Genomic DNA, 15,775 nt, shown 5'->3' with positions numbered 1-15,775 from the left:
GGCTCAGGCGCTCCATCCCAGCCAGGCGCCGCCGGCGAGCATCGCGGCGAACCAGATCAGCACCGCCGGGACCGGGAGCAGCAGGACGGCGTACGGCTTCGCGGAGAACCACCGCACGGCGAGGACGAAGTGGACGGTCCACACCGCCAGCAGCGCGAACACCGCCCAGAGCGGGGCAAGGATCCCGGAGACGACGTACAGGAAGAAGCAGGAGACGAGGCCGACCAGCCCGATCCAGGGGCCGGAACGCCTCAGCTGGAGGCGCCTCAGCGCTCGGCCTCGTCGTCGAGGTCCTCGTCGTCGTTCCACTTCGGGTCGTTGTCCCAGGACTCGTTGCGCTCCTCGACCTTGTCGAGCGCGCGGGCGGCCTCGGCCTCGGTGGGATAGGGACCCAGGCGGTCCTTGGCGCGACAGCCCTCCTGGGGCTCGACCTGCTTGTGCTTGAGGCAGTAGTAGAACTCGCTCATCGTCGTTCCTCTCCTCGCCGGCGGTGCCGGACACTCCTCGCGTCGGGGCCATCTTGCCCGCTTCTTAGACTCTCTACCGTGACTGAGCTCAAGCCCGGGACCATCTCGCCACGCCGACCCGTACCCGCCCACATCGTGCGCCCGGAGTACGTCGACAAGCCGGCCCCCGCCCGCTTCGAGGGCAGCGACGTCCAGGACGCCGAGACCATCGAGCGCATGCGGGTCGCGGGGCGCCTCGCGGCGCAGGCGCTGCAGGAGGTCGGGCGGCACGTCCAGCCCGGGACGACCAGCGACGAGCTCGACCGGATCGGTCACGAGTTCCTGTGCGACCACGGCGCCTACCCCTCGACGTTGGGCTACCGCGGCTTCCCGAAGTCGCTGTGCAGCAGCATCAACGAGGTCATCTGCCACGGCATCCCGGACTCGCGTCCGCTCGAGGACGGCGACATCGTCAACATCGACATCACCGCCTACCTCGACGGCGTGCATGGCGACACCAACGCCACCTTCCTGTGTGGCGACGTCGACGAGGAGAGCCGGCTGCTGGTGGAGCGGACGCAGGAGGCGCTCAACCGTGGGATCAAGGCGGTGAAGCCAGGTCGTCAGGTCAACGTCATCGGAAGGGTGATCGAGGCGTACGCCAAGCGGTTCGGGTACGGCGTCGTGCGCGACTTCACCGGCCACGGGATCAGCACGCACTTCCACTCCGGCCTGGTGATCCCGCACTACGACGAGCCGTACTACGACACGGTGATCGAGAAGGGCATGACCTTCACGATCGAGCCCATGCTCACCCTCGGCACACCCGAGCACGACATGTGGGACGACGGATGGACGGCGGTCACCAAGGACCGCCGTCGCACCGCGCAGTTCGAGCACACGCTGCTGGTCACCGACAGCGGCGCGGAGATCCTCACGCTGCCGTAGGTCTCGGCAAGCTCGACCAGCGGATGGGCGAGCTCGACCAGCGGATGGCGAGCTCGACCGACTACTGGAGCTCGTCGTACGGCTTCTCGCCGCGCTCGGCCATCCGGCGCTCGGCACGGAGCACGGCGGTCTCGTGCTCAGGGTCGCCCGACATGGCGGCGGCCAGCCGGAAGTGGGGGAGTGCGTCGGCGAACTTCGACTGCCGCTCCAGCACGCGCCCGAGGGCGTAGCGCACCCACACGTCGGTCGGGTCGTCCTCGACGAGTCCGACGAACTCCGTCTCCGCCCGCTGCAGCTGCGCGCTCTGGAAGTACGCCCAGCCGCGCAGGGACCGCAGGGCCACCGAGTGCGGCTCCGCGTCGATGGCGGGGTCGAGCACCTTGAGGGCCTCGCGCGGCGCCCGCTCCTCCAGGAGCCCGCGCGCGGTCCGGAACGCCTCGGCCGGGTGCAACGTCGCGTCGCGGTCGATCTCGACGAACGGGCCCACCGCCATGCTGAACGGCGGCATCGACTCGGTCATGGTCTGCTCCTCTCGCTGAGCGTCATCTGCTCAACGTCGGGTGCTGACGCGGCATTCCGCGCGCCGTATCGTTCGCGGAGTGGAGGACACCTGGGGGACACCGGCGGATCCCCATCCACTCGCGTCGGAGTTCGCCGCCCAGGGCGCCGTCACCGGCCACGGATCAGTGCCGCCCGAGGTCGCGCTGATGAAGGCGCAGGGCTGGCAGCTGCTTGAGTGTGAGACTGGCGGGGCCGCGGCCTTTGCCGCCGTCTGGGAACCGAGCCAGCGCACGTGGCTTCCTGACCGGCGCATTCCGACCTGGGAGGTCCACCACGGGGACGGACGTGTGGAACAGCATGAGGTGACCGCGGCAGAGATCGCGGAGGTCGCGCGTGATCTCACTGACGCGTTGGCGAGGAGATCCCTGCCCGCCCCGCCGAGGGGGCGGCTCTGGTTCGTGCGGGTCCCCGCGCCCTGGCGCGCACTCGACGACTACGTCGAGAACCTGTACGCCCGGGCAGACGCAGCTGGGCTCCACGAGATGGCCGGACCAGCGTGGCCAGAGTTCATCCGTGAGCAGATCAGGAGCGACTTCGCAGCCGCCGCGTCCTGAAAGTGGGGGTCTCGATGCGCCCCTCACTCCGTTCGGGGCACTCGACCAACGAACTGGGGCACTCCACAAACGAGGAGGGTCTCGATACGCCCCTCACTTCGTTCGGGGCACTCGACCACCCAGGGGGCACTCGATCATCCCGACGGCGTCAGAAGGTGTGCTCCTCGGCGGGGAAGGCGCCGGTCGCGACGTCGTCGGCGTAGGCCTGTGCGGCCTGGCTCATGACGCTGCGCAGGTCGGCGTACTGCTTGACGAAGCGCGGCAGCCGGCCGGTGCGCAGGCCCATCATGTCCTGCCACACGAGCACCTGGGCGTCACACTGGTTGCCGGCGCCGATGCCGATGGTGGGGATGGCGAGCTCCTTGGTCACCTGGGCGGCGACGTCGCCGGGCACCATCTCCATCACGACGGCGAACGCGCCGGCGTCCTGGACGGCGCGCGCGTCGGCGAGGATCCGCTCGGCGGTCTCGCCGCGGCCCTGAACGCGGTAGCCACCCAGCGCGTGCTCGGACTGCGGGGTGAAGCCGATGTGGGCCATCACCGGGATGCCGCCCTTGGCCATCAGCTCGATCTGCGGTGCCATCTCGGCGCCACCCTCGAGCTTGACCGCGTGCGCGCGGCCCTCCTTCATGAAGCGCGCAGCCGTCTCGTACCCCTGCTGCGGCGACGCCTGGTAGGAGCCGAACGGCAGGTCGGCGACGACGAGTGCCCGCTTGGTCGCGCGGGTGACGCCCCGGACCAGGAACAGCAGCTCGTCGACCGAGACCGGCAGCGAGGAGTCGTAGCCGTAGACGTTGTTGGCGGCCGAGTCACCGACGAGGAGCACCGGGATGCCGGCCTCGTCGAACACCTCGGCGGCATACATGTCGTACGCCGTGAGCATCGCCCAGCGCTCGCCGCGCTCCTTCATCTCCCGCAGGTGGTGGGTGCGGATCTTGCGCGGGGTGCGGGCCGCCGGCGCTGCGCTGTCTACGGGTGCGCTGTCTGCCGGTCCGGTCCCGCCGCCGTACGGCGCGGTCTCTTCGCTCATGGGTGCATCCTTTGTGGGTGATCTCGTGGCTCCGCGTGGGAGTCCCCGGACGCACCCAGGCTAGACCCGGACGGCGGCCCCGCGACCTGTGGCTCTGCTCACGCAGACCCCGACCGCGCCTCAGTCCTCCGGTGCCACCTCGCGCCACCGGCTGGTGACCGGCAGGCGCCGGTCGCGCCCGAAGTTGCGCGCCGAGATCTTGGGGCCCGGCGGGAACTGGCGGCGCTTGTATTCGGCCCGGTCGACCAGGCGCAGCACCTGCTCGACGACGTCGGGGTCGAAGCCGTCGTCCACCAGCGCGGCACTGCCGTGGTCGTGACCGATGTAGGCGTCGAGCAGCGGGTCCAGCACGGCGTACGGCGGCAGCGAGTCGGAGTCCTTCTGGCCCGGGCTCAGCTCGGCGCTGGGCTCCTTGGTGATGGTGTTCTCCGGGATCGGCGGGGTCTCGCCGCGCCGCTCAGCCTCCGCATTGCGCCAGCGGGCCAGCTCGTAGACCTGGGTCTTGAAGACGTCCTTGATAGGGGCGAACCCGCCCACGGCATCGCCGTAGATCGTCGAGTAGCCCACGGCGAGCTCGGACTTGTTGCCGCACGCGAGCACGAGGTGGCCGTGCTGGTTGGACAGTCCCATCCAGATGACGGCGCGGATGCGGGCCTGCAGATTCTCCAGGGCGAGCCCGTCGAGCTCCACCTCGGACGTGAACGCGTCCACCATCCCGGCGATCGGCACGGTGTCGAGGTGCAGGCCCGTGCGCTCCGCCTGGTCGGCGGCGTCGGTGCGGGAGTGCTCCGACGACCAGGCGCTGGGATTGGAGACGCCGTAGACGTTCTCCGCGCCGATCGCGTCACAGGCGATCGCGGCGACCAGCGTGGAGTCCATGCCACCGCTCATGCCGAACAGCACGCTGCGGAAGCCGTTCTTGCGCACGTAGTCGCGCAGACCCACCACGACCGCCTGGTAGATCTCGCCCAGGTCGTCGAGCGGTTCGGCGATCTCGCCGGGGAGCGCGTCGTACGCCGGGAGCGGGTCGTCGTGCAGCACGGTGCGCCGCACCTGCAGGCCGTGAAAGCGCTGGTCCTCGTCGGGCAGGTCGGTGGTCGCCGCGGGCAGGTCGAGGTCGGCGACGAGCAGGTGCTCGTCGAACTGCGGCGCCCGGGCGAGCACCTCGCCGCCGGCGTCGACGACGATCGAGTCGCCGTCGAAGACCAGCTCGTCCTGGCCGCCGACGAGGTTGACGTAGGCCAGCGCGCAGTCGCCCTCGCGGGCGCGGCGGGCGACGAGGTCGAGGCGGCTGTCGTCCTTGGCGGCCTCGAAGGGCGACCCGTTGAGCACGAGCAGCAGGCCGGCACCGGCGGCGTCGGCGGCGGCAGACGGCCCGTCCTGCCACAGGTCCTCGCAGATGCACAGCGCGACGTCGACGCCGTGGACCCGGACGACCTCGATCGTGTCGCCCGGGACGAAGTAGCGCGCCTCGTCGAAGACGCCGTAGTTGGGCAGGTGGTGCTTGGCGTAGCGCACGGCGACCCGGCCGTCGTGGATCACCGCCGCACAGTTCTGCGGGGAGCCCTTCGGGACGCCCAGCCGATCGGCGGAGTCGGTGGCCTTGCCGAGGTAGCCCACCGCGACGACGAGGTCGCCGAGTCCGTCGTCTGCGAGGTCGCTGGCGAGCTGGTCGAGGGCGGCGCGTGAGGCGTCGACGAAGGAGCTGCGGAAGGCCAGGTCCTCGACCGGGTAGCCCGCCAGCGCCATCTCGGGGAACGCGACCAGGTGCGCTCCGGCGTCGGCCGCCTTCCGACACCACGCGCGGACGAGAGCCGCGTTGCCGCTCACGTCGCCCACCACCGGGTTCACCTGGGCCAGGGCAATTCTCAGCTGAGCCATTCTCCGACTCTAGAAGGTGCGCGGTGGCGCGCGACGCAGGTGCACGTCGAGGCGCTACCGTTCCCCCCGTACGCCGACAAGCAGGAGGGGCTCGATGGGCAAGCAGGAGGGCTTCGTGCTCCGGGCGCTCGAGGAGCGCGACGTCAGGTTCGTCCGGTTGTGGTTCACCGACGTCCTGGGCTACCTCAAGTCGGTGGCGATCGCCCCGGCCGAGCTCGAGGGCGCCTTCTCCGAGGGCATCGGCTTCGACGGCTCGGCCATCGAGGGCTTCGCGCGGGTCTACGAGGCCGACATGCTGGCCAAGCCCGACCCCTCGACCTTCCAGATCCTGCCGTGGCGCGGTGGCGGCGACGGCCCCGCGACCGCGCGGATGTTCTGCGACATCGAGATGCCGGACGGCTCCCCGTCGTACGCCGACCCCCGGTTCGTGCTCAAGCGCAACCTGTCGAAGGCCGCCGACAAGGGATTCACCTTCTACACGCACCCCGAGATCGAGTTCTACCTCTTCAAGGACGTCCCCGAGCCGGGCGTCGAGCCGGTCCCGGTCGACCGCAGCGGGTTCTTCGACCACACGGCGCAGTCCTACGGCTCGGACTTCCGGCGCGAGGCGATCACCATGCTCGAGGCGATGGGCATCTCGGTGGAGTTCAGCCACCACGAGGGCGGCCCGGGCCAGCAGGAGATCGACCTGCGGTACGCCGACGCGCTGTCGACGGCCGACAACATCATGACCTTCCGCACCGTGGTGCGGGAGGTGGCGCTCAACCAGGGGATCTGGGCGACCTTCATGCCGAAGCCGTTCACCACCCACCCCGGCTCGGGCATGCACACCCACGTGTCGCTCTTCGAGGGCGACCGCAACGCCTTCTTCCAGGCCGGTGCGGAGTACCAGCTGTCCAAGACCGGGCGGCAGTTCCTGGCCGGGATCCTGCGGCACGCCGGCGAGATCACCGCGATCACCAACCAGTGGGTCAACTCCTACAAGCGGCTGATCGGCGGCGGCGAGGCCCCCTCCTACATCTGCTGGGGCCACAACAACCGCTCCGCGATGGTGCGGGTCCCGATGTACAAGCCCAACAAGGGCCAGTCCGCCCGCATCGAGCTGCGCACCATCGACTCCGCGACCAACCCCTACCTCGCCTTCGCCGTGATCCTGGCGGCCGGCATGAAGGGCATCGAGGAGGACTACGAGCTTCCCCGCGAGGCCGAGGACGACGTCTGGTCGCTCACCGAGCGCGAGCGCCGCGCCCTCGGCATCGACCCGCTGCCGATGAACCTGCGCGACGCGATCGCGATCGCGGAGAACTCCGAGCTTCTCGCGGAGACGCTCGGCGAGCACGTGTTCGACTTCTTCCTGCGCAACAAGCGCGCGGAGTGGGAGGAGTACCGCGGCCAGGTCTCCGCCTTCGAGCGCGACCGCATGCTGCCGGTGCTCTGAGACCCGGGTAGGCGCGAGGCGATGAGCGGCTGGCACGACAAGGCGCCCCCGGGGCCCATGAGTGCCGCCGTCCTGGTCGTCGCCGTGCTCGTCGGGATCGGGATGATCCTGCTCGGCATCCGCGTGCTCACCAGCACCGGCCTCCAGTCGCCCGTCAACGCGGCCGTCAGCGACCGGATCGGTCGCGTGTTCCTCGTCCCCGGAGCCGTGGACACGCTGGCGGCGCTCGGAGCCCTGCTGCTGCGTCGCCGGCGCCCGGTCGTCGCCCGAGGTCTGATGGTGACCGCCGCGATCGCCCTGCTCGTCGGTGGGCTGGTCGTCATCGTCGGCGTCGTCGCGATCCCGATGCTGTTGACCGGTGCGGGCCTGCTGGTGGCGGCGTTCACCGACGAGGAGCCCGGTCCGAAGATCAGGTGGGAGGGACGATGAGCCGCCCGGCCGCGTCGTTGACCAGCCGGCTCACCCGACTCGGGTTCGTCGACGCCGAGCGCGCCGCGGCTCACGTCGAGCGCCTCGGACCGCACGGTCCGGCGCTGCTCCCGCTGGTCGCCGCCTCGGCCGAGCCCGACCTGTGCGCGCGCTACCTCGCGGCCTTGGCCGAGCGCTGCGCCGAGGTCGGCGACCACGACCTGCTGCCGGCCCTGGAGGACGACGAGGGCTGCGCCATGCGCATCCTCACCGTGCTCGGCGCGAGCCCCGCGCTGGGCGACCACCTCCTGCGCCATCCCGACCACTGGCGCGACCTGTGCGACCCGGCGATCGGGTCCACCCGCATGACCGCGTGGTGGATGCGCGACTGCCTCGTGCGCGCCGTCGGAGCCGACCCCGACGATGCCGAGCCGGTCTCGACGCTGACCGACGCCGAGGCGTGCGACGCGCTGCGTGTGGCCTATCGCCGGCTGCTGCTGCTCATCGCAGCGCGCGACCTGGCGCACCACGTCCGCGTCGACGATGTCGCCGCGGAGCTCTCCGACCTCGCCGCGGCGACGCTGGAAGCCGCCTTGGCGGTCGCGCGCGCCGCCGTCGGCGAGAGCCGTGACCGGTGCCGACTGGCCGTCATCGCGATGGGCAAGTGTGGCGGCCGCGAGCTCAACTACGTCAGCGACGTCGACGTGATCTTCGTGGCGGAGCCGGTCGATGACGACGACGAGCCGGGCGCCTTGCGCGTCGCCACCCAGCTGGCGAGCAACCTCATCCGGGTGTGCTCGGACCACACGGCCGAAGGCACCATCTGGCCGGTCGACGCGGCGCTGCGCCCCGAGGGCAAGGCCGGTGCGCTGGTGCGGACGCTGAGCAGTCACCAGGGCTACTACGAGCGCTGGGCCAGCACCTGGGAGTTCCAGGCCCTGCTCAAGGCACGCCACGTCGCCGGCGACGCGGAGCTGGGTGCGGCGTACGTCGAGACCATCACCCCGATGGTGTGGTCGGCCGTCGAGCGGGACAACTTCGTCTCCGACGTGCAGGCCATGCGCCGCCGGGTGGTCGACAACCTGCGCAGCGACGAGGCCGACCGGCAGATCAAGCTGGGTCCCGGTGGGCTGCGTGACGTCGAGTTCGCCGTGCAGTTGCTGCAGCTGGTGCACGGACGCGCCGACGAACGGATCCGGCTGCCCACGACGCTGAGCGCCCTCACCGAGCTGACCCGGGGCGGGTACGTCGGACGCGAGGACGGCGCGGCGCTCGAGGCGGCGTACATGTTCCTGCGCACCCTCGAGCACCGTCTCCAGCTGCACCGCCTGCGCCGCACCCACACCGTGCCCGACGACGCGGAGGAGATGCGGCACCTCGGGCGGGCCATGGGGTTCCGGCGCCAGCCGGTCGAGCAGCTCGAGGCAGCGTGGCGCACCCACGCCCGCGAGGTGCGGCGCCTGCACGAGAAGCTCTTCTACCGCCCGCTACTGGGGGCGGTGGCGGCACTGCCGGGCGAGGGCGCCCGACTCGCTCCCGACGCGGCCAAGCAGCGCCTGGCCGCGCTCGGGTACGCCGATCCCGAGGCCGCGTTCCGCCACCTGGAGGCCATGACCGGCGGGGTGTCGCGCTCGGCGGCCATCCGGCGCCAGCTGCTGCCGGTGATGCTGGGGTGGTTCGCCGACGCGCCGGACCCCGACGCCGGTCTGGCGGGATTCCGGAAGGTCTCGGAGGCGCTGGGCTCGACGCACTGGTACCTGCGCCGGTTGCGCGACGAGGGCCAGACCGCCAGTCGGCTCGCCCAGCTGCTCGGGACCAGCCGTTATGCCACCGACCTGATGATGCGCGCGCCCGAGGCGGTGGCGATGCTCGGCGACGAGGGGGGTCTGCTCCCGCGGTCCCGCGAGCTGCTGGTCAAGGAGTCGGTCGACTCCGGTCGGCGCCAGGCGTCGGGGGAGGACGGGATCGCCGCTGTGCGTGCCGTACGCCGCCGCGAGCTGTTCCGCATCTCGGCCGCCGACCTCACCACCGGTCTGCCGGTCGAGCGGGTGGGGGAGGCGCTGACCGACGTCACCGTCGCCGCGCTCGAAGGGGCGTTGGCGGTCGCGCAGCGCGTCGTGGCCGAGAGCCGCGGACGGGAGTTGACCACCCGCATGGCGATCGTCGCGATGGGTCGCTTCGGGGGCGCCGAGCTCAGCTACGGGTCCGATGCGGACGTGATGTTCGTCCACGACCCGCTCGACGGTGCCGACGCGGAGACCGCCGCCGGCGACGCCAAGGCCGTCGCCAACGAGCTGCGTCGGCTGCTGGCCATCCCCGGCACCGACCCCGAGCTCGAGGTCGACGCCGACCTGCGTCCCGAGGGGCGCCAGGGTCCGCTGGTGCGCTCGCTGTCGGCGTACGCCGCCTACTACGCCAAGTGGTCGGCCGTCTGGGAGGCCCAGGCCCTGCTGCGGGCGGAGGCGATGATCGGCGATGCGGACCTGTGCGCGCGCTTCACCGCGCTCATCGACCCGCTGCGCTTCCCCGCCGGGGGGCTCACCGACGACGACATCCGCGAGGTGCGCCGGATCAAGGCCAGGGTCGACGACGAGCGGCTCCCGCGCGGCGCCGACCGGGCCACGCACCTCAAGCTCGGGCGCGGCGCCCTGGCCGACATCGAGTGGACCGTCCAGCTGCTCCAGATGCGGTACGCCGGGAGCGTGCCGGGCCTGCGCACGACGCGGACGCTCGCGGCCCTGGACGCCGCGGTCGAGGCGGAGCTGATCAGCGCGCCGGACGCGGCCGACCTGGCGGCCGCCTGGACGCTGGTGAGCCGGATGCGCAACGCGATCACGCAGGTCCGCGGCAAGCCGTCGGACCACCTGCCCCGCGACGGGCGGGAGCGGGCCGCGGTGTCCCTGGTGATCGGGTACGGGCCCGAGGAGTCGGACGTGATGGCCAACGACCATCTGCGTGCGACCCGTCGGGCCCGTGCCGTGGTGGAGCGGGTGTTCTGGGGCTGACTCGCCCCAGGACCGACCGTCAGTCGCGCATCGCGAGCGCCTGGCGGTAGCCCAGCTTGCCACCGGTGCGCAGCACCGTGCGCTCGAACATCCGCTCGCCGAGCCGGACGAAGACGACCGCTGCTACCACCGTGCTGGCGATCGCGACGGCGATCTGCCACAGCGGCACGTCGCCCTCGGCGATCCGGCCGGGCATCACCATGGTCGACACGATCGGCAGCATGGAGAAGACCGTCCGCACGCTCTCGCCGGCGAGCACCGAGACGAAGTACGGCACGAACAGCAGCATCTGTCCGGGCAGCGTCGTCGACTGCAGGTCCTCCTGCTTGCTGGCCAGCGAGCCGGCCACCGACCACAGTGCGGCCAGCGAGACGAACCCGAGGATGAAGAGCACGACGTACCACGCCATGGCACCGCTGAGACCGGTGAGCAGCTCGTCGTACCCCGTTAGCGCCAGCCCGGCGAGGCTCACCGCGACCAAGATGACCACCTGGCCCAGCGCGAGCACCGTGTTGCCGACGATCTTGCCCCACAGCAGGGCTCGGATCGGGACGGCGGCCGCGAGGATCTCGACGACCCGGCTCTCCTTCTCGCGGACGACGCTCTGCGAGATCGCCATGCCGAAGCTCATGGCGGTCAGCAGGAAGACGATGGCGAAGCCGAATGCCACGGCGCTGCGGGCACCCGCGTCGGAGGAGTCCGGGTCGAGGGCGCGGTGCTCGACCGCCGCGCCGGCCGCGAGGTCGGCGAGGTCGACCCCGGCCGCCTCGGCGTTGCTGGCGTAGGCGGTCTCCGCGATCGCCGCGCGCAGGGCGGAGGCGAGCTGGCTGTCGGTGCCGTCCTCGGAGGCGATCTCGTAGCCGTCGGCGGTGGGCAGCAGTGCCAGGTCGGCGTCGCCGTCGAGCACCGCGGCCTCGGCGTCCTCGACGCTGTCGACCTGCACGGTGTCGATCTCGGCCGGTTCGTCCTCGCCGATGCTCAGCGTCTGCACGGCCGCGTCGAGGACACCGGGCGGCTCCTCGATCACCGCGACGTCGTAGGACCGCGGGCCGCCGCTCACGATGGCGCTGACGACGAAGACGCCGATGATGAGGACGACGGAGAAGAGGGTCCCGCCGAGGAACGCCTTGTCACGGATGCGGGTGCTGATCTCGCGCTGGGCGATGAGGCGCCACAGGTTGTTGGGCCGGCTCGACGTGTGGTGGTCGGCGGAGGGGGTGCTCATGACGTTGCCTCCCGGAAGATCTGGCTGAGGGGACGGACGACGCGGGCGAACTCCGTCACCGGAGCGACCGCCTGCGCCGCGACGAGTGCCTGCTCGGGGCGCACGGAGTCGAGGGCCACGAGCGCGGTGCTGCCGTCGGCGTCGAGGACGCGCAGGCCCGGGAGGTCGCGCAGTGCGCCGGCGTCGGCGCCGTCGGCGTACCGGATCCGGTAGGTCTCGTCCTGCGAGCTCTGGAGCTCCTCCACGGAGCCGGCGGCGACGAGGCGTCCGCCGGAGAGGATGACCAGGTCGTCGCAGAGCCGCTCGACGAGGTCGAGCTGGTGGCTGGAGAACAACACCGGCATCTCCGGGGTGACCTCGTCACGCAGCAGCGCGACCATCGCGTCGACCGCGATCGGGTCGAGCCCGCTGAACGGCTCGTCGAGGATGAGGGCCGTGGGTCGGTGGATCAGGGAGGCGGCGATCTGCACCCGCTGCTGGTTGCCGAGCGAGAGCGTCTCGAGCAGGTCGTTCTCCCGCTCGGTCAGACCCAGGCGGGCGAGCAGGGACTGCGCGCGGTCGCGCGCCTCGTCGCGGGTCATCCCGTGCAGCTGCCCGAAGAAGATCAGCTGGTCGAGCACCTTCTGCCCGGGGTAGAGGCCGCGCTCCTCCGGCATGTAGCCGAAGCTGCGACGCTGTTCGGTCGACAACGGTGCGCCGTTCCAGCGCACGTCGCCCGCGGTCGGGGCGAGGACGCCCACGATCATCCGCATGGTGGTGGTCTTCCCGGCGCCGTTCGCCCCGACGAAGCCGGTCATCCGGCCGGGTCGGACCTCGAAGCTCACGGCGTCGAGCACGGTCTTGTCACCGTAGGCCCGAGTGAGTTGATGGATGCTGAGCATGCGACTCACGCTAGGGCGCCCGCCGCCGGCGGCGCGTCACCCGCAAGATGGACACTCCGCCTCAACCGCTGGGGGGACCCGGCGGGCTCGGGCGTCAGTCGGCGCTGACGAGACCGGCCTGGTAGGCGACCACGACCGCCTGGACGCGGTCGCGGAGCCCGAGCTTGGTGAGGACGCGCGAGACGTGGGTCTTCACGGTCGCGGTGCCGACCACAAGGTCCTCGGCGATCTCGGCGTTGCTGAGTCCCTGCGCCATCCGCACCAGCACCTCGCGCTCGCGGTCGGTCAGGTCGTCCAGCCCCGCGACCTGCGTACGCCGCGCGCGGACCGGTCCGCTGCTGGTGAAGCGCTCGATGACCCGGCGGGTGAGCTGCGGCGCCAGAAGCGCGTGGCCCTGCGCGACACTGCGTACGGCCGCGGTGAGCTCGTCGGCCGAGCAGCTCTTGAGCAGGAAGCCCGAGACACCCGCCTCGAGCGCCGCGAAGAGGTAGTCGTCGCGCTCGAAGGTCGTCAGGATGACGACCCGGGTCTGGGGGTCGTTGGCCAGCACCTCGCGGGTCGCGGCGATGCCGTCGAGCTCGGGCATCTGCACGTCCATGAGGACGACATCGGGCTTCGTGCGGCTCACCAGCTCGACGGCCTCGCGCCCGTTGGTCGCCTCGCCGACGATCTCGATGTCGTCCTCCACCGAGAGGATGAGTCCGAAGCCCGTGCGGACCAGGTCCTGGTCGTCGACGAGGGCGACGCGGATGGTGCTCACGGCGTATCTCCGGTGCTGCTCGGCGAGGCGGGGACGGGGATGCGGACCCGCACGCGCCAGCCTCCCTCGGGCCGGGGGCCGGCCTCGACCTCACCGCCGTGGGCGTCGGCGCGCTCGCGGATGCCCTGGAGTCCGAAGCCGCAGCTGGTCTTGCCCGGCACCTGTCGCCCGCTGGGGGCGCCGTCGTCGAGGACCTCGAGCTCGACAGCGGGCTGCGCCCCCGAGCGGACGTAGCGCAGGACCACGTCGGCGCGCCGGGCGGTGGAGTGCTGGCGGATGTTGGCGACCGCCTCCTGGGCGACGCGGTAGAGCGACGACTGCACGCTCTCGGGGACCGGCCAGGGCTCGCCGACGGTACGCCAGTGCAGCGCGGGCGGGCCCGGGTTGGAGCTCACCCAGCGCTCCAGCTCGACCAGGCCGAGCCGCCAGCTCTCGTCGTCGCCGTCGTCGTCGGAGACCGAGCGCAGCAGCCCGACCATCCGGTGCATCTCCGCGACGGCCTCCCGGCTGGAGGACTCGATCGCCGCGAGCGCACCGGCACTCTTCGCCGGGTCCCGGTCGAGCACGTGTCGCGCCGCGGCGGCCTGGATGCCGATAGCGGTGACGTGGTGGGCGACGACGTCATGCAGGTCGCGGGCGATGCCCAGGCGCATGTCGTCGAGGGCACGACTGGCCTCACGCTCCTGCTGCAGACGCAGCTGCGCGGTCTGCTCGTGCAGCAGCTCGCGGTTGCGGGCGCTGCGGTGCGAGACCTGGCCCCAGGCGATGGCGCCGAAGAAGAAGGCGACGTTGACCCCCAAACTGGTGATGGCTGCGCCGACGGACGCCGGCATCCAGGAGTCACCGGCATCCGGCACCTCGGTGAGCATCGCCTGGAGCAGCCAGCCGAACATCCCGAGCACCATGACCCCGGTCGCCACCAGCAGCCGCCGGCGGTGCCGTGCCCACGCCCAGGCGGTGTAGATCGCCATGAACAGCGCGATCTGGACGACGACCGAGTAGGCGACCGGGAAGAGGCGCTCGCCCATGACGTAGTAGGTGGCCGAGCAGACGATCATCACCGTGATCGGCATGAGCCGGCGCACGGCCAGCGGCACGGTCATCAGCAGGGTCCACAGGTAGCCCTCGACCACGCGGTCGTTGATGGCTGATCCCATCGCCACGGCGCGCAGCGCCTCGAGCGCGATGACGCCGAGCAGCACCAGACCCAGCCCCAGCCATGCGTCCTGCTCGATCTGCTGGCGCGTCGGGCGGGGCCGGCGCCACGGGTCGTCCCAGCCCAGGAACGCCCGCAGCCATCGCATGGCGGGTCAGCGTAATGGGGTCAGCGCAGCGGGTCGAACGCGACCAAGGGCTGCGGCGCCGTGCCGGTCGTGATCGTCTCCGCGAGCAAGCGCCCGGTCGCGGGACCGAGGGTCACGCCCCACATGCCGTGACCACCGGCGACATACACGCGCTCCGAACGGGTGCGGCCCACCAGCGGCAGCCCGTCGGCGGTGCACGGCCGCGAGCCCACCCATTCGTCCTGGCGGTCGTCGAGGTCGACCCCGCGCAGCAGAGGGCGGGCGGCAGCGACGATCGCGTCGATGCGCCGGGCGTCGAGCGGGGCGTCGGGGGAGCGGAACTCCATCATCCCCGCGACCCGGAGCCGGCCGTCCAGCGGCGTGCACGCGACGCGCTGGGTCGGCAGGTAGACGGGTCCGGGCAGCTCCCGGTCGGGCTGGTCGAGGGCGACGCTGAAGCTGTAGCCGCGCCCGGCCTGGACGAGCGCGCGTACGCCGAACTCACGGGCCAGCGCCCCGAGCCAGGTGCCGGTGGCGAGGACGACGGCGTCGAAGGAGTCGGTGTGCCCGGAGGTGGTCCGCAGCACCACACCGTCCAGACCGTCGTCGACGTCGTCGACTGCGTCGATCCGCAGTGTGCCGCCGCGGGACTCGACGGCGTCGCCCAGCGCCTCGGTGAAGGTGGCGGGGTTGATGTAGCGCTGCCCGCGCAGCCGGATGGCCGCCCCGATCTCGGGCGAGAGCAGGGGCTGGGCGAGGCGGGCCTCGTCGCCGTCGAGGACGTCGAACTCGATCGCCTGTCCGGCCTCGTGGATGTGCTCGAGCTCGGTGAGCAACGCCGTGCGCTCCGCAGCGGTGCGGTACGCCGCGAGGAACGCCTCCGTCTCGTGGGTCGGGGCGTCCACGCCGCCCTCAGCGAGCAGGTCGAAGCTCTCCAGCGCCAGCCGGTTGATCGGCACCAGGGCGTCCATGGCACGGCGCCAGCGCGGCATCGTGCTGTTGCGGGTGAAGCGGGCGAGAAAGCGCAGGAGCCGGTGGTCGAGGGTCGGCGGGACATAGACCGGCGAGGCGGGGCTGAGCGCGGCGCGGATGCCGTACTTCAGAACGGCCGGGTCCGGCAGCGGGGTCGAGATGCCCGGGGTCAGCCAGCCGGCGTTGCCCCACGAGGAGCCCGCGGCGACGCCTTGCCGGTCGAGGACGGTGACGTCCACGCCGCGCTCCTGCAGGAACCACGCGGTGCTCAGACCCACGATGCCGGCACCGACGACGGCGACGCGCGCCGGGCTCGAACCACTGCGGTGGGTGCTCATGACCCCACTGTGCGCCGTCAGGCACTCCAGGTCAGCGTCCTGACG

General features: G+C 71.7%; 15 protein-coding genes. 5 read left to right on the top strand and 10 right to left on the bottom strand.

The genetic code is table 11. From position 1 onward, the window contains the following. Positions 1-3: 3 nt before the first annotated feature. Together J2S59_RS17840 and J2S59_RS17835 are read right to left on the bottom strand one after the other, a co-directional pair. Positions 4-162 carry a hypothetical protein gene (locus tag J2S59_RS17840; protein WP_181641793.1) on the bottom strand — a complete coding sequence of 53 codons (159 nt, stop codon included), beginning with the start codon at positions 160-162 and terminating at the stop codon, positions 4-6. 104 nt (positions 163-266) lie between these two features. Next, complete coding sequence (locus J2S59_RS17835) at positions 267-467, bottom strand: hypothetical protein (protein ID WP_068119857.1); 201 nt, start codon at positions 465-467, stop codon at positions 267-269. A 78-nt stretch (positions 468-545) separates the two neighbouring features. On the opposite strand from J2S59_RS17835, the gene map reads away from it, so the two are divergent. Further along, on the top strand, positions 546-1,394 hold the full coding sequence (gene map, locus J2S59_RS17830; protein ID WP_181641792.1) for a type I methionyl aminopeptidase: 849 nt from the start codon (positions 546-548) through the stop codon (positions 1,392-1,394). 61 nt (positions 1,395-1,455) lie between these two features. Here the strand turns inward: map and J2S59_RS17825 are convergent, their stop codons facing one another. Further along, positions 1,456-1,914, bottom strand: a complete 459-nt coding sequence (locus J2S59_RS17825) for a tetratricopeptide repeat protein (RefSeq protein ID WP_246360231.1) — start codon at positions 1,912-1,914, stop codon at positions 1,456-1,458. Positions 1,915-1,993: 79 nt separating this feature from the next. Here J2S59_RS17825 and J2S59_RS17820 point away from each other — a divergent pair, with 79 nt between their 5' ends. Further along, on the top strand, positions 1,994-2,509 hold the full coding sequence (locus tag J2S59_RS17820; protein WP_068119856.1) for a DUF5956 family protein: 516 nt from the start codon (positions 1,994-1,996) through the stop codon (positions 2,507-2,509). Positions 2,510-2,657: 148 nt separating this feature from the next. Here J2S59_RS17820 and panB read toward each other — a convergent pair whose 3' ends face one another. Beyond that, entirely contained in the window at positions 2,658-3,539 is an 882-nt protein-coding gene (gene panB / locus J2S59_RS17815; RefSeq protein ID WP_068119854.1) for a 3-methyl-2-oxobutanoate hydroxymethyltransferase, read from the bottom strand. A gap of 120 nt (positions 3,540-3,659) precedes the next feature. Further along, positions 3,660-5,420 carry an NAD+ synthase gene (locus J2S59_RS17810; protein ID WP_306825353.1) on the bottom strand — a complete coding sequence of 587 codons (1,761 nt, stop codon included), beginning with the start codon at positions 5,418-5,420 and terminating at the stop codon, positions 3,660-3,662. A 94-nt stretch (positions 5,421-5,514) separates the two neighbouring features. On the opposite strand from J2S59_RS17810, the gene J2S59_RS17805 reads away from it, so the two are divergent. From J2S59_RS17805 to J2S59_RS17795, 3 genes are read left to right on the top strand one after another with little or no spacing between them, the layout of a single operon-like run. After that, positions 5,515-6,858, top strand: coding sequence for a glutamine synthetase family protein (locus J2S59_RS17805; RefSeq protein WP_068124064.1), 1,344 nt, complete (start codon positions 5,515-5,517; stop codon positions 6,856-6,858). A 21-nt stretch (positions 6,859-6,879) separates the two neighbouring features. Next, on the top strand, positions 6,880-7,287 hold the full coding sequence (locus J2S59_RS17800; protein WP_181642508.1) for a hypothetical protein: 408 nt from the start codon (positions 6,880-6,882) through the stop codon (positions 7,285-7,287). Beyond that, positions 7,284-10,271, top strand: a complete 2,988-nt coding sequence (locus J2S59_RS17795; RefSeq protein ID WP_068124067.1) for a bifunctional [glutamine synthetase] adenylyltransferase/[glutamine synthetase]-adenylyl-L-tyrosine phosphorylase — start codon at positions 7,284-7,286, stop codon at positions 10,269-10,271. Before J2S59_RS17800 ends, J2S59_RS17795 begins: the two co-directional genes overlap by 4 nt. A gap of 19 nt (positions 10,272-10,290) precedes the next feature. Here J2S59_RS17795 and J2S59_RS17790 read toward each other — a convergent pair whose 3' ends face one another. The 5 genes from J2S59_RS17790 to J2S59_RS17770 form a co-directional block, all read right to left on the bottom strand. Then, on the bottom strand, positions 10,291-11,496 hold the full coding sequence (locus tag J2S59_RS17790; protein WP_068124068.1) for an ABC transporter permease: 1,206 nt from the start codon (positions 11,494-11,496) through the stop codon (positions 10,291-10,293). Next, positions 11,493-12,377 carry an ABC transporter ATP-binding protein gene (locus J2S59_RS17785; protein ID WP_068124070.1) on the bottom strand — a complete coding sequence of 295 codons (885 nt, stop codon included), beginning with the start codon at positions 12,375-12,377 and terminating at the stop codon, positions 11,493-11,495. The genes J2S59_RS17790 and J2S59_RS17785 overlap by 4 nt, the downstream gene beginning before the upstream one ends. Positions 12,378-12,471: 94 nt before the next feature. Continuing rightward, the gene (locus J2S59_RS17780) at positions 12,472-13,128 is read right to left on the bottom strand and encodes a response regulator transcription factor (protein WP_181642510.1); all 657 of its coding nucleotides are present in this window, start codon (positions 13,126-13,128) and stop codon (positions 12,472-12,474) included. A 5-nt stretch (positions 13,129-13,133) separates the two neighbouring features. Continuing rightward, a complete protein-coding gene (locus tag J2S59_RS17775) occupies positions 13,134-14,441 on the bottom strand; it encodes a sensor histidine kinase (RefSeq protein ID WP_068124075.1) in 1,308 nt (435 codons plus the stop codon). 20 nt (positions 14,442-14,461) lie between these two features. Beyond that, entirely contained in the window at positions 14,462-15,730 is a 1,269-nt protein-coding gene (locus J2S59_RS17770) for an NAD(P)/FAD-dependent oxidoreductase (RefSeq protein WP_306825352.1), read from the bottom strand. Positions 15,731-15,775: the final 45 nt, after the last annotated feature.

Origin of the sequence: Nocardioides massiliensis (genome assembly GCF_030811215.1) — a bacterium.
GTDB lineage: Bacteria > Actinomycetota > Actinomycetes > Propionibacteriales > Nocardioidaceae > Nocardioides_A > Nocardioides_A massiliensis.
Note: the sequence above shows the minus strand (reverse complement) of the source record. Positions and strands in the feature narration are given on the sequence as shown.